The following is a 14991-nucleotide window of genomic DNA, read 5'->3' as shown; positions in this document are numbered from 1 at the left end:
TAGTAACAATTATTAGTAGGGTTACGCTGAGAATAACACCTCGCCCGCTACCTGTCAATAAGCTGAACTTTCTTCAATAATAGTAGAAATCTTTGAGGGAGTCCTCAGAGCTGGCTAAGTGAAGAAGATAGCCATGAGGCCTGCTACAGTAGGGAAGAGTCCGAAGACGTCGATGGCGCTTCTTCATTGACCGAAACTGCAACGCGACCCGCGCTTACAGCCTTGACAAGCGCAGCGTGATCCCGTTCGACCTGGATAGCATATTTGCGGGCAAAGATTGCAATAGCCTGATCAAACACATCATTTTTGCCAAGATAGCCACTGATGCGCGCGGCATCGCCAGAACGCGCATGCGCTCGGGCAAGTGCCCATCCACACAGGCTTGTATAGCTAATAAAATCAGCCGTACTCATGTGTTCGAGATGAGGAGAACGCGACATATCGCGGAGTTGACGCACATAGAAATTATGCGACGAGCTGCTCGTCCAGCCCAGAAAGATATCGCTAGCTCCTTGAATGAGTTGTTGCCCACACACCACGCGCTGGGCATGATTGTCATAACGGCTCCTCTTCAGATACGCTTCTAGCACCGAAGCTTGGGCCTCTTTTATCTGAAGGAAGAGAGGATCAGTGCTGTCCTCCCCTAGCAGCAAAGCAATATAGCAGCGTGTACCAACACTACCTACCCCCACAACTTTCAAGGCGAAATCCACAAGCCGGTACTCGCGCAGCAGTTGCCGCCGATCCTCTGGCAGAGTTGCCGCATATGCCTGCATTACCTCTTTCAAGTCGCTGACCAACCCTGGATTGACAATGCGCCTGGTAAAAGGAGGCTCATCCTTGATAATGCACTGGCCATGCATCTGCTCAGCCAGTTTAGGAAAAGCCTGGATTGCCGTGCGCTGCCGCGCTTTGTCAAGTTCGCGAGACAGAGAGCGACGCACTATTGGATGCATCTGTCGCAGCGTTTGCGCCACAGAAATTTGAGCATACCAGAGGTCAAGAGGACGCATGTAAGCATATGTCCACATCCGTTCGCGGTAGGTTTGGACACAACGTATCACTGCTCTACGCACAGCCGCCCTGGCCTGGCCAAGTGCTTGCCCTGCCACGACGATGCTGGCTGCCAGGCGCTTGACATCCCATTCCCACGGTCCCGGGAGGGTTTCGTCAAAATCGTTGATATCGAAGACCAGATGACGTTCTGGCGTCGCGTATATCCCGAAATTGGAGAGGTGCGCGTCCCCGCAAAGCTGGACATTCAGGCCTGTGGAAGGTGTCGTCGCCAGATCGCCAGCCATGATAAGAGCAGAACCACGCAAAAAAGCAAATGGAGAGAGCAGCATTCGGCTATAGCGGATAGGTACAAGCTGGGGCAGGCGTGAGCTATTGGATGCTTGTAAAACGCTGATAGGGTCAGGACGCCCTTCGGCAGGCTTCCAGACTGCGTGACTGCTACGTGAAACCTGTTTGCGCAGAGCCTTCCCTTGCTGGAATCGCTCTGCCAGAGAAGGGGCATCCGCTGCTTTGAAGGCCTGATCCACAAGAGCTCCTTTCTTAATAACAGAAAAATACTTCTCGTCAACGTTTTCCTACATTACACAGGATTATTTAATTTTCCAGTTTTTGCCCGCGTATCTTGTGGAGGAGAGAAATATACTCAGTCCACCATCACCCGTTCTCCTTCGTATTACTTCTCTAAGAATCATGCTTAGAGAAGTCTTCTGTCAACTCCTCAACGATCGCAAGAAGTTGATAGATATCGAAGGGTTTGGCAAGAAAGGCATCGGCGCCAACTGCCTTTGTCCGCTGCTCAGCATCGGGATGGGCCGAGATCATCAGTAGAGGAATAGTTTTCGTTCTGTCTGTATTTTTTAAGTTTTGGGCAATATCTCGACCATCATAGCCCGAAAGAAGCAAATCCAGGATAATCAGGCGCGGAGAGCATTCAAGCGCTTTGGACAGCGCTTCTTCAGCTTTCTGAGTAACGACTGTTGCATATCCTGTACCTTCCAGGGTCATTTGGATGGCCTCTACGATATCGGGGTCATCATCAATTATCAAGATTGTTTTTCCCATAAGCTGTTCTCAAGAAATACCGCATGCGCTGTACTTACCTGTTCATCCTCTCATTTTAGGCCGGCAAGCTTAAATGAAACGTTGTCCCTTTTCCGAGCGTACTCTCAACCCAGAGCTTACCCTGATGTTGAGCAACAATCTCTGAGGCAATGTAGAGTCCCATGCCAAAGCCCGGATAGGTTTGCTCGCTCTCTCCACTCACCCGGAAAAACTTTTCAAAGATTCTTTTTTGATCTGCTTTCGCGATACCAATCCCAAAATCCTGTACCGAAAGCGTCACCCTGGCGGCATCCTCAGAGAGGCTAACGACAATCCGATTTGCCTTTGGCGAGTATTTTACGGCATTCATTAGTAAATTGGTAATCACCTCACTTATACGTTTTTTATCAATAGTAACTGCTCTGCTATGAGTTCCTTCGACAATGACTTGATGAGTGGGGAAGGCAAGAGCGAGCTCGTTCAAAACCTCCTTGACACAATCGATGAGCAAACACGGCGCTTTCTTGAGCTGCAACTGACCAGCTTCAAGGCGGGCGATGGTAAGCATTTCGTTGACCAGCTGGTTCATCCGCTCATTTTGTTTGAGAATTCTAACTACATATTGTTCCATTTTTGAGTTTGGTAATTGCGCCACTTCCCGTTGCAGAAGTTGAAGAAACATCTTTTGGCTGGTTAAAGGAGTTTTGAGTTCATGGCTTGCCGCACCAATAAATTCATCCTTATTTTTCTCTAGTTGCTTGAGGGCAGTAATATCGCGAGCCGTAAGAGAGATGCCAGTGATGGTTCCATTCGACGCTTTGACAGGTGCCATACTTACTGATACGTCAATTCGTCTGTTCTCTCTAGTGAGCCGCTGCGTCTCATGATTAACAACTTGCTGCCCTCGCGCGATAATCTGGCCTAGTGAGCTCAGTTCTTGAACTTTATCAGAGGGGACAAGCACGGTCAAGGGTTTTCCAATCATTTCTTCTGCTGTATAGCCATACAACTTTTCCGCGCCTTTATTCCAACTGCTGATCGTTCCATCGAGCGCCATGCCCCAAATCGCATCGGCATTGGCTTCCACTAAGGATGCAAGATAGGCAATCTCGTTTTCCATCTGTTTTTTTTCGGTAATATCGCGAGCAACTTTTGAGGCTCCAATAATGTTGCCCTCCCCATCCTTAATGGGTGAGATGGTCACAGAGGCCATAATGGATTTGCCATCTTTGCGCACGCGCTCAGTTTCGAAATGATCGATCCTGATTCCTTGCTTGAGGGTGCGGAGAATATTATCCTCTTCCTGCCAGCGATCTTTAGGAATAATGAGCGTCTTGATCTCCTTGCCAATGGCTTCTTCCTCAGTGTAACCAAAGATGCGCTCAGCTCCTTTGTTCCAACTAGTGACGATCCCATTGAGGTTTTTACTGACGATGGCATCATCTGATGAGGCAACGATAGCTGCCAGATACAGTTGTGCCTCCATATCACGATTTCGCCTTGAGATGTTTCTGACGATTTTCGAGACGCCAATAATGGTACCGATCTCGTCTTTGATAGGAGAAAGGGTGAGAGAAACTACTAGCTTCTCACCGGTTTTCTTCCTGCGAACGGTTTCATAGTGCTCAATGCAATTCCCTTGCTTAATTTTAAGCAGAAGCTCTTGCTCTTCGTTGTGCAATTCCTCCGGAATAATCAAGTTGATTGGCTGGCCAAGAGCCTCCTGGACTGTGTAGCCAAAGATCTTTTCTGCCGCCCTGTTCCAAATGGTAATAATTCCAGCTAAATTTATACTAATGATAGCATCATCTGAGGACTCAATAATGGCAGCAAGGTGAAATTGCGCGGTATGGCCCGGGCTTCTTAACTCGGCTGTTTGAGTCATGGCAAGCAAGCTCTCCTGGCTAAATCGCCAGTCGCCTCGACGCCCGACCTTCACACCTTCGAGCAATCCACTCCTTGCCCAATTACGAATCGTATTGGCATCAACCCCTAAAAAGGCTGCAGCTTTCTGAATCGATAACAGGCGGGGTTCTATCTTTGTCATAGTCAAGCACTTCTCAAAACTTACTAAAACCTGCTAAAACGAGCGATGAACTGCTTTATTCATAGCATAGGATAACCCTTACAGTCAAGTTAGTTTAGGAAGTAACAAGAAGATAAAACACAATCAGGCAAGAAACTGCATCTGAGAGCATAAGGTAAAGTATCTGCCCTGCACTATCGGAAGCAACAATGAGACATAAAGCCCATATTTTTTTCTTGGTTAATTCGCAGAATCAGCTAACTTAGCATGAATATACTTATTTATGGCCGTTAAAAATTACAATTAGCGGAAGCATGTTCAATAATCAGATGCCTATTTAAACAGCGCTAGACCCAGCACTCCATGCTAGACTTTACCAAAAATTTGTGGTATGAAAAGCAAGGTGTCCTCGCTCGCTTTTGAGAGAATCCATCCCAGGAGGCTTTTTTTACCATGAATAATAGTGAAATTATTCTCGCCTTGCTCTTTATTATGGTCATGCTGGTGGCTTTAGCACGGCGCATCCAGCTGCCATATCCAATCCTGCTTGTCCTCGCCGGGTTGGGTATTAGTTTTATCCCAGGCTTGCCAAGGATTGAGCTCGATCCCGATCTTGTATTCGTCCTGTTCTTGCCTCCCATACTACAGCTTTCGGCCTATAACACCCCGATTCGTGATTTTCGCGCGAATCTTCAAGCTATCGGCTTACTAGCGATCGGGCTTGTACTGGCCACAACTGTAGCCGTGGCCCTTGTCGCGCACTTTGTGCTTGGGCTCCCCTGGCCAATAGCCTTTGTCCTCGGAGCGATTGTAGCACCACCCGACGCAGTGGCCGCCAGCAGCATAGCCGAGCGCTTAAAATTGCCCCGGCGGATCGTCACGCTTCTGGAAGGCGAGAGCCTGGTCAACGACGCGACAGCGCTGGTAGCCTATCGCGTGGCTATTGCGGCCGTCACGACAGGTTCGTTTTCGCTGATAGAGGCCGGTTCACAATTCCTACTTGCCAGTGCTGGAGGTGTGGTGATCGGCATAATTATTGGCCTGCTTGTCACGCCGATCTTTCGCCGCCTCACCGAAGATGTTCCCGTCTATCTTATGCTTACTTTCCTCTCAGGCTATGGAGCTTATCTGCTAGCGGAGACCTTTCATACTTCTGGCGTCGTAGCCGTTGTAACCCTGGGTATCTTCTATGGTCAGCCTCGCTTCAATACGATGACGCCCGACCTACGCCTACAGGGCACTGCTATCTGGGATATGGTTGTCTTCGCCCTCAACGGCTTGATCTTTATCCTGCTTGGCCTGCAATTGCCGATTGTTCTGCAAGGGTTATCCGAGCCCCCCTTGACCCTGATGGGGTATGCAGCAATCGTCTGCGCGACACTCATTTTAATCAGGATCATCTGGGTCTTTCCGGGCGCGTATGTGCCACGGCTCCTACGAGGCGAGAGCCGCGACCAGCTCCCCAGCTGGCAAAACGTCACAATTTTAGGCTGGACCGGAATGCGCGGCATTGTAACCCTGGCGGCAGCGCTCTCCTTGCCCCTCGTTAAGGGCATGCCTTTCCCGCATCGCAATCTCATTATCTTTCTAGCTTTCGTGGTTATTCTGGTCACCCTGGTACTTCAAGGGCTCAGCCTACCCGCACTTATTCAGGTCTTGAAAGTGGTAGATGATGGCAGCGCCGAACGTGAAGAGCATAAAGCGCGCCTCAAGGCTGCTATGGCCGGTAAGGCACGACTGGAGGAGCTTGCCCAAAACAATTTGCTGACAGAGGGGCAGCTTAAAAAGCTCACCCATCGCTATGAGGGGCGTACGCGCCTTTATCGAGCCCGTTATCAAGGCGAACAGGACGAGCAAGAAGAGCGAAATATGCAGATGTGGGAACGTGCTGAGCAAGAGCTGCTCCAGGCCGAACTCGACGCTATCCTTGCCTTGCGCAATGAAGAGATCATTAATGACGAGATTCTGCGCCGGGTACAACGCGACCTTGATCTAGAACTATTGAGGTTACGCAATAACCCTTCGCAGTGGATAGCCAGCAACGAGAGCAGCGAAGCCCCGACCGAAGCCTGAATCCTGGCAAGTGGTAATTTTAAGGGCCTTCTGAGCCTCTCGGCATGGTAGAAGTTCGCGCAAGATGATCTCCAAAGCGAGGAGATGTACGAAAAGGACAATCACAGGTTGCGCGGCGTGGACTATCAGTAACAGCGCCGCGCGTGCCTTCACCACAAACGCTGGGTAGGCTCCAGCTTTTCTTTTGCCGAGCTAGAGGGAGGGAGGACCCTGCAGGATCATGGCATATAGCTTTTCAAATTCGGACTCAGACCATATGCCCTGTAAGGCCCAGGTCATGCCGGCCTCGGCGCATGCTTTCAGCCTTGCGCGCGCTTGTTCATCATTGATAGCCGCAAAGACCGGAGCCATTGGCGCGATATCGAACGGCGAATCTTTAGTGCGCCTCTCCTCGACAAATGTTTTGAGCTGACGAATCTCTTCAGGCGTCAGCCCTAAATCAGTATTAGTTGAAATCGGGCTAGCTCCATTCAGGCGGGCAGCTCTCTCCATTGGCTTTCTGGCTGGCCACATCCAACCGGCCCAGAGCGGAATTCCGGGCTGTTGTAGCGGTTGAGGTAAGAACGTAATTTCATCAACGTGATAGTACTCACCGCTGTAGCTAAATGGCTTCCCACTCCACAGGCCTTGCAGGATGGCTAAGCTCTCATCAAGCATTCTGGCCCGCTTCCTGGCATCAGTTTCTTCGCCAAAGGCGCCAAAGCCTCTATCCTGTATATCGCCAATCCCAACGCCAAGAATCAGGCGCCCGTTGGAAAGGTGGTCAAGCGTGACGGCTTCACGGGCCACTTTCCAGGGCCGGCGGCGGGGCAGTGGCGTCACCTGGAAGCCGATTTTGATGCGCTGGGTCCGCATAGCAATCGCCGTTAAGGCGATCCAGGGATCTGCCACTGGCCGGTTTTCAGCCATATAATGGAGCGTATCCCAGATAAAGAAACCATCCCACCCCGCCTTTTCAGCCTGCTGGGCAAGCTCAGCCATCTTACGCACATCGCTATAAATCCCCACATTCGGGAAGACCAGACCATATTTCATAACTTACTCTCTTCTAGTTCCGTCATACCACAGACACTTTGTCTTTTGCTGACATTGTAGAGTATGACAACGTGTCAGGGTCAAGCCTATGCGCTACGAAGAAATTTAGCTTAGGCAGATGTGTTATGCAGAACCGCGAAGGATTTTTCAAACTTCTTGTCTTGATACTTCCCCTCTGTGCCTGTCCCGTAAATCTTCAGATTCCAGGTTCCTTGAGCATCATATAATGGGTATTCAAAGTTTAGCGCGCTGACCTGATACTTATTACGCGCCCAGGTCAGCGAGCGCACTTCATACTTACGTTGAGCAATGCTGAGCTGAGCAAGATCGCCGGTATGTATTAGCCGCTCATCTTGCTTCGTTCCTTGCAGCCAGATCACCGTTCTGGCCGGCGTTACCACAACTTGCTTTAAGGCAATGTCATCCGGCGCTGGCTTGCCTTCCAGATTTCTTGTTAAGATACGGCCGGCAAAGTATGGTAAGCTGAGCTGAAAAACGATGCTCTGGTTGGTCTCGGCTTGCACCAGCAGCCAATCGTTTTTATCATTAACCATTAATGCCTTGATCTGGAGCTGCAAGGTCACAGATTGAGCCATAGATAAGCTGTTAGGTGAGACGCGCAAGCGTAAGGGCAGCGCTGTGAGCGAGATGAAGGCGTTTCGCTGCACATCAAGCATGCGATCCCGCGTAATATCAAGACCGTCTTGATCGAAGGCGATCTGGGAGGAGGCAATATCAGCTACGATGCTATGGGCAATGCTCCTACCATCAGGAGTAAGCAGGCGGGTAGCCACGAGCAAAAGGTTGGTATCAAGATAAGCCTGCTCGATCGTCAGACCATAGCCATGAAAGCTTTGGGTCTGCTCCACGTCGCAATAGAGGTGATGGAAACAGAGATAGGTTCCCCTTTCCTGGTAGGCTGTGAGAGGTCCATTGAACATACAGCCCGGCCGTTGGCCATGAGCATTAAAAGGCTTTGCTGAATTTAGCGTGGGGGAAACGAGAGCTTGCTGAGAGTTAGGCAGGCTATGAGGCTTGAGCCAGAGGAGCAGGCCACTGCTCATATACACAAGGCAGAGCAAGGCTAAAGATAGGCAAAGATAGAGCTTACGGCGCGGCCAGGGCGCGCGCAGTCGGTGCGTGTAGGAAAGATAGTCAGGCAGAAAAGGAACGCGGGCACGGCTCTCAAGCTCGTCAATACTGGCGCTAAAAGGAGATGACACTACTAAGTCAGGTACAGCCAGAGCTTGGATGCGCGCCCGCAAGGCTGCCTGGCCAGCATCTGGCAACAAATCCTGCAAGGCTTGCAATCCCTTACTTATATTGGAGGCTGCTCGCTGTGGCGACGTTCCCAGGCACTCGGCTATCTGCCTTGGCTCGTATGCTTCGAGCAGATCCAGCAGCAGGCTGGCCCGATAGCTAAGCTCAACCTGGTTGAGTGCCCTGAAAAGGCTCTTCTCAAGCTCAGCCTCGCCTTCTCCAGAAGCTATTACTTGTTCTACATCTCCCCATCGCTTCTGCACGTCGGTCAGCGAGCGCTGATAGATCCTTACCAAGTTGGTCGCAATGCGATAGAGCCAAGCCGCGAAAATAGCAGCTTTGCGCAACTCCAGCAAGGCATCCCAGGCTTTAAGAAAAGTCTCCCGGGTTAATTCAGCTCCAGTACCGGCATCACCGACCATATAGACGAGATAGCGATAGATACGAGCATGGTAGCGCTCAAACAGGCTATGCATGGCTGCCAGTTCGCCAGCCTGGGCCTGCGCGAGCAGCTCTTCATCGCTTTGCTCCGCAAGCGGAAAGCCTGCCGAGATTTGATCAGGCATACATCCTCTATTCCCTCACTAAGTGCATAAATATTCTCTGTATAAGAGAGACGAAATAGTGGTGTTAACAGTATCATCCGAAGGAATCGTCACAGAGCCTTCTTCCTTGCCATCTGGATACTAGAAAGCGCGCTTCTCATTTTCAACAAAATGCTAAGATTCCCTAACACGGGGTAGACTTTTGCTATTCAGTCGAAGCTTGACGTAATATGAGACAAGAGCGAGACGTCGCGTAACCAGCAAGATACGCTGTCTAAAGTGTAGAAGAGACCACTTTGAAAAATACTGAGGAGCTTTCTACTTATGGAATGCATAGCACACGACGTGCCTGTTTATTATGAAGCCTATGGCGAGGGCCAGCCGATCATCCTGCTGCACGGCTTTAACTGTGACCATCGAATGATGACGAACAGCATGGAGCAACCTATTTTTGCCAGGCGAACGGGATGGCGGCGCATCTATCTTGACCTCCCGGGTATGGGGCAGACCCCTGGCAAAGAACATATTCGCGGCTCTGATGATATGCTTGATGTTGTGATAGATTTCATTGATACGCTCATCCCTGGGCAACGCTTTCTGCTTGTGGGCGAATCGTATGGCGGCTACCTGGCACGCGGCGTGCTCCAGCGCAAGTTTGAGCAGGTTGATGGTATGGCCCTCATCTGTCCCGGCATTATTGCGAACCCGACGCGGCGCGATGTCTCGCCACAAAGCATTATTGTGAGGAATCCGGCCTTGCTGGCCTCTCTTGAGGAGGAAGATGCAGACGAATTTGCCTCAATGGCAGTTGTGCAGGACCGCTATAATTGGGAGCGTTTTCGCGATGAGCTCCTTACCCCCTCGCGCATAGCAGATGAGGCTTTTCTTAAAAAGTTTAGAGAACAATATGATTACACCTTCGAGGTGGATCGGCTCCCCGAGCCCTTCACGAAGCCTGTGGTAATGCTGCTGGGCCGTCAGGACCATATCGTGGGCTATCGAGACGCCTGGCGCATCCTTGAGAATTATCCGCGCGCGACCTTTGCGGTTCTGGATCGCGCCGGCCATAATGCTCATATTGAGCAGCCCGAGCTCTTCAATGCGCTGATCAGCGAATGGTTGGAACGGGTTGGCGAAGCCAGGCAAGCCGCAGCGCATATATAGGCTACGCAGCAAGCGCTTCCTTCCCACCCTCCCTGCTTTCGTCTTGCCTGCAATAGCCCTGAGATTTGCTAGCTAACCCATGCTGCACTTGTTCTCTAACTTTCGGGAGTATATACTTAGTAGGGACGATAGGCTCGGGCGGCGCCTGTTCTCTAACTTATGAAATGACGACTGAAGGCTCGTAGCTATGCAAGGGAGGATGCTTGCTTGAAACAGCTAACGGAGACAGCAGGCAGCATACAAAATACACTTCTGACATATAAGCAAGGAACAGAGGTAGCCACATTGCCAGTTGGCTCTACCTCCTGGTATAGCTGGCTGGAAACGGCGACCACCTTCACATTTCATAGCGATACTTGCAGCTTTACGGCCCATAAGAAGCGCGCAAGTAGCCGGCGTGGAGGCTGGTACTGGTACGCTTATCGACGCTGGCATGGTCGGCTGCAGTGGTGCTATCTAGGCACATCGGCGGCCCTCACGCTTGAACGCCTGCAAGCTGCAGGGCGCCGGCTCGCTGGCAGCGCCGAATCAGCAACATATGCCATAGCAAGCATGCCGGTTGCCCCTCTTGCCGCAGTTGAACATTCATCAAGACCGCCCCATAGCTCGTTGCTTGAAACGAGATTCCTTATCCCACGCCTGCCCATCCATTATGTGGCTCGCCCGCGCCTTCTCGCTAGCATCGATCAAGGAACCCGGGCAAGGCTTACTATGGTCTCAGCTCCAGCCGGCTCGGGCAAAACCACGTTGTTGGCTGCCTGGGCCCGCCAGACCCGCAATCCCGTAGCCTGGCTCTCGCTCGTGCCTGACGAGAACGATCCTCCGCGCTTCCTGGCTTATCTGCTGGGCGCCTTACGAAATCTGCAGGCCCCTAACTTAGAGCAAGATATTGGCCTCGAACTGACACCTCACGGGTCTGCCTGGGAAGAGCAGTTGATCTACTATGTGAATGAGCTGGCCCATGTGCTCTCCAGCGATACAGTATTGATCCTTGATGACTATCACACTATCTCTAGCGAGCTGGCCCATGCCATGCTAAGCTTTTTGCTTTCCTACGCTCCTCCGCAACTCCATATCCTTGTTGGAACGCGCAGCGCTCCTCCCTTGCCGCTGGCCAGTCTGCGCGCTCATGGCCAGCTCTGGGAGCTTGGGACCGAGGATCTACGCTTTACCTCTAGCGAGATACAAGCTTTTCTACATGCCATGGGGCTAGATTTATCAAGCAGTGTCCTGCAGCTTTTGGAGCAGCAGACGCAAGGTTGGATTGTGGGAACTCATCTCCTGGCCCTGGCTCTACGCTCGCAGACGGATGCTGGCGCTTTTCTGCAAGCGCAGCCGGGCGCTCACCCTTTTTTGCTTGAGTATATCAGTGAGGAGATCCTTGTCCATCAAGCGCCAGAGATACGCGATTTTCTCTTAAAGACGAGCATTCTCAGCCGCCTGTGCGCTCAGCTCTGCGAGGCAGTTACCGGCCAGGCGGATGGACAGGCCCGACTCAGCTCATTGTATAGCGCTAATCTCCTGCAAAACGCACCTGACAGCAGCGAAACCTGGTATAGTTATCATCCCTTATTCGCCGAGGCTTTGCGCGCCTATCTGCATAAATACATGCCTGAAATGGTCCCGGAGTTGTATCGCCGGGCCAGCCGGTGGTATGAAGAGCAGCAGAATAATGAGGAGGCCTGCGAGTATGCTTTGCAGGCTGGGGACTTTTCGCGCGCGCTGGATTTGCTTATAGAATATCTACCAGAGATCATGGAGCAAGGGCGCATGGAGCTTCTGGCTCGCTGGCTGGAATATTTTCCGGCAGAGATGATTTTCAGTTCGCCCGCACTCTGCATTGCCGCCATCTGGATGCAAGTATTTTCCAAAAGCTCCTCGGAAACCATTACACAACTCGTCGAACATATGGCAGAGCACGCACAAACACAGAGCCAGGCCACAGGAAGTTCCTGGGCGGAGTTGCAAAGCGAGCTCACTTTATTCCGCGCGCTGACCGCGCTCTCGCGCAAAGATTTCGCCCATACCAGAATAATGCTTTACGACGCTCTGCAGGCCCTTGCTGCACATAAAACGCTCTTGAGCCGGCTGATTGCCTTACAGATACAGACTTTTATTGGCATCATGCACAGCGCTAGCGGTGATCTGCAGGCCGCAGAACAGACATTTCTTGGCATCTGTACATCTTACTCATCAGAAGATAAATATACCTTGAACCCGGTTGCCACCTGGTATCTAAGCGAGATATATCAGGCTCAAGGGGATTTGCGCAAGCAAGGAGAGTTCTATCAGCGTATCTGGCAGGCGCTTGCTTCGCGCCCCACGATTCCGCCATTGGTTCTAGCCTTATTCCACATGGGCAAAGCCAGTTTGTGCTATGAACAAAATCACTTGTCCGAGGCCGCGCACTCGGCCCGGCAGGCTCTTGCCGCTGCTCAGAGCCTGGGCCTGCTCACTCTTAGCAGTTTCATTCGTTGCCTACAAGCACGTATCGAGCTGGCCCTGGGCCAGCCAGAAAGCGCCTTGATCTTCTTGCAAGATCAGAAACAGGCCAGCACCTCTGCAGCCTCTCGCCTTGACCTCCTGGCGCGGTCTATTCCTCAGGACTTAAGAACAGCTTTTCCTATTCTCGATCTCTGGCTACAAACCCGTATCGAGCTAGTACAGAGCAACACTGCATTTGCCAGAACTTCTCCACAAGCTGATGAGCAGCAACCGGGTGCAGCGCCTGAGAAGAGGTTCATTGAGATACCTGCCGTGCGGCTCGCCCTTTCCTGTGGTATGCTGGAAGAAGCCCTGAGCTGGAAGAATGCCCAACCGCTACGCCCAAACGAGCTAAGCGCAGTGCTGTTGGATGACATGCACTATGCTGAATATATAACACTCGCGCGCGTCCTGCTAGCCCAGTGGCGCCTTGAGCGCAACAAAGCAGCGCTCTCCCAGGCGCTGGCCCTGCTAGGATTTTTGCGCGACCGGGCCGATCCGAGAGGCCTGCAAGGCTGGCTCATAGAGAGCCAGATGCTTGCGGCTCTGTGCTTGCAGGCGCAAGGCAAGATCAAGCCAGCGCTCAGCATTCTTGGGGCACTTTTGCCTCAGACCGAGCAAGCCGGCTTTGTACGCTTGATTGCCGATGAGGGCCAACCTATGGCTAACTTGCTGGCCCAGGTCTCGGGCTGGACCTCCGCCACGCCCGAATATGTCCAGCAGCTTAGGGAAGCCTCCTTAAGCATGCAAATAGTTGCTCCTACTCATAGGCCTAAGACGCCTCAGTCGCTGCCTGATCCTTTGAGCCCGCGCGAACAAGAAGTGCTTACGCTACTGGCCAGCGGTTACTCAAACCAGCAGATCGCCGATCAGCTGATCATTAGTCTTAACACTGCCAAGCGGCATGTCAAACATCTGCTGGTCAAGCTGTCAGCGACCAATCGCACTCGGGCCGTCATCCGGGCCCGCGAGCTGCATTTGCTCTAATCTTCTGTGATCCTCCTCTTCAATGCTCCTTTAGGAGTGCGACAAAACATATTTGCTGCACTACACTACTAACAGCACAGAAAATCCATCCTTAAGAAAGGAAGCTTTGTATGACGACACAAATTACCTTTAACGATATGCTCACTCAAGAAGTCAAACGCCATCCCCACGCATTCTTTGCGCGCTTACGCCAGCAGAAGCCGCTCTTCTTTGTCGATAACTTTTTTGGTACAGGAGCCTGGATCGCCACAGATTACGCCGATGTTACAGCGATTCTGAAAGATCCACGCTTCATCAAGGATTTACAGAAAACTACTGAGATGAAGGGAAACCAGGAAATCTCAGGTGAAACGGCTGCGCGTCTCAAGAAATTTGCCTGGAGACGGGACATGCTCACGACCGACCCGCCGGATCATACGCGCCTGCGCCATCTGGTCTCCAAGGTCTTCACGCCACGCATGATTGAGCAGTTGCGCTCCCGTATCCAGCAGATCACTGACGAGTTGCTGGATGCCGTCAAGGATCAAGGGCACATGGATCTCGTGGCGGACTTTGCCTTTCCCCTGCCCATCACAGTAATTTCGGAAATGCTGGGCATTCCTGTAGCGGATCGCCAGCAATTTCGCACCTGGACCCAGGCCCTTATCAACATGGAAGAGTCCAAGAATGACGAGGCATATGGGGGAGCAATGGAGGCTTTTATTGCTTACATTAAAAATTTGCTGGCAGAAAAGCGCCTCCATCCGGGCGAGGATCTCGTCAGCGGGCTGATCCAGGCTGAGGAGAGCGGCGACAAACTCAACGAAACTGAACTGATCTCGATGATCTTTCTCCTCATTGTGGCCGGCCACGAAACGACGGTGAACTTGATTGGCAATGGCATGCTGGCCCTGTTTGAATATCCTGAACAGATGAACCTGTTGCGCAACGACCCCAGCTTACTGCCTTCAGCGGTCGAGGAGTTGCTACGCTATACTTCGCCGGTAACGCTTTCCTCACCGCGCCTGGCCAGCGAAGATATTCTTATCCATGATCAGCTGATCCACAAGGGCGAGATGGTATTCGTGGTCCTGGTCTCGGCCAATAGCGATCCACAACAATTTACTGATCCCGAGCTGCTGGATATTACGCGCCAGGAGAACCAGCATGTGGCCTTTGGCAAAGGCATCCATTTCTGCCTGGGCGCTCCACTGGCGCGCCTGGAGGGTCAGGTTGCCTTTGGCGCACTGCTGCAACGCTTCCCGGATCTGCGCATGAATTGCGAGCCAGAGCAGTTGCGATGGACACCCACATTTTCCTTACGCAGCCTGAACAGCTTGCCTGTCGCGTTCTAGCATTTTTCCCTTTAAGCTAGCTACG

The 14991-nt window shown here is 51.8% G+C and carries 9 protein-coding genes; 4 read left to right on the top strand and 5 right to left on the bottom strand.

Going from position 1 to position 14991, the window contains the following annotated elements; all coding sequences use genetic code 11:
* Nucleotides 1-143 precede the first annotated feature (143 nt).
* The 3 genes from EPA93_RS10415 to EPA93_RS10405 form a co-directional block, all read right to left on the bottom strand.
* Nucleotides 144-1544: a DUF2252 domain-containing protein gene (locus EPA93_RS10415; RefSeq protein WP_129887144.1), complete on the bottom strand. Its 1401-nt coding sequence runs from the start codon at nucleotides 1542-1544 to the stop codon at nucleotides 144-146.
* Nucleotides 1545-1698: 154 nt separating this feature from the next.
* On the bottom strand, nucleotides 1699-2079 hold the full coding sequence (locus EPA93_RS10410; protein ID WP_129887142.1) for a response regulator: 381 nt from the start codon (nucleotides 2077-2079) through the stop codon (nucleotides 1699-1701).
* A gap of 55 nt (nucleotides 2080-2134) precedes the next feature.
* The gene (locus EPA93_RS10405) at nucleotides 2135-4105 is read right to left on the bottom strand and encodes a PAS domain S-box protein (RefSeq protein ID WP_129887140.1); all 1971 of its coding nucleotides are present in this window, start codon (nucleotides 4103-4105) and stop codon (nucleotides 2135-2137) included.
* 432 nt (nucleotides 4106-4537) lie between these two features.
* Between EPA93_RS10405 and EPA93_RS10400 the strand changes: the two genes are divergently transcribed.
* Nucleotides 4538-6157, top strand: coding sequence for a Na+/H+ antiporter (locus EPA93_RS10400; protein WP_129887138.1), 1620 nt, complete (start codon nucleotides 4538-4540; stop codon nucleotides 6155-6157).
* A gap of 192 nt (nucleotides 6158-6349) precedes the next feature.
* On the opposite strand, the gene EPA93_RS10395 is transcribed toward EPA93_RS10400, so the two are convergent.
* Both EPA93_RS10395 and EPA93_RS10390 read right to left on the bottom strand, forming a co-directional pair.
* Nucleotides 6350-7192, bottom strand: coding sequence for an LLM class flavin-dependent oxidoreductase (locus tag EPA93_RS10395; RefSeq protein WP_129887137.1), 843 nt, complete (start codon nucleotides 7190-7192; stop codon nucleotides 6350-6352).
* A gap of 110 nt (nucleotides 7193-7302) precedes the next feature.
* Entirely contained in the window at nucleotides 7303-9018 is a 1716-nt protein-coding gene (locus EPA93_RS10390) for an RNA polymerase sigma factor (RefSeq protein WP_129887135.1), read from the bottom strand.
* Between the two features lie 303 nt (nucleotides 9019-9321).
* Here EPA93_RS10390 and EPA93_RS10385 point away from each other — a divergent pair, with 303 nt between their 5' ends.
* From EPA93_RS10385 to EPA93_RS10375, 3 genes are all read left to right on the top strand, one after another.
* Complete coding sequence (locus EPA93_RS10385) at nucleotides 9322-10161, top strand: alpha/beta fold hydrolase (protein ID WP_129887133.1); 840 nt, start codon at nucleotides 9322-9324, stop codon at nucleotides 10159-10161.
* Between the two features lie 207 nt (nucleotides 10162-10368).
* Nucleotides 10369-13632 (top strand): winged helix-turn-helix domain-containing protein, encoded by a 3264-nt coding sequence (locus EPA93_RS10380; RefSeq protein ID WP_129887131.1) that lies wholly within the window; start codon nucleotides 10369-10371, stop codon nucleotides 13630-13632.
* A 110-nt stretch (nucleotides 13633-13742) separates the two neighbouring features.
* Nucleotides 13743-14966: a cytochrome P450 family protein gene (locus EPA93_RS10375; protein WP_207229502.1), complete on the top strand. Its 1224-nt coding sequence runs from the start codon at nucleotides 13743-13745 to the stop codon at nucleotides 14964-14966.
* Nucleotides 14967-14991: the final 25 nt, after the last annotated feature.

This window comes from Ktedonosporobacter rubrisoli (assembly GCF_004208415.1).
GTDB classification, from domain to species: domain Bacteria; phylum Chloroflexota; class Ktedonobacteria; order Ktedonobacterales; family Ktedonobacteraceae; genus Ktedonosporobacter; species Ktedonosporobacter rubrisoli.
The sequence above is the reverse complement of the archived record's forward strand: the minus strand, read 5'-3'. Positions and strand labels throughout refer to the sequence as shown.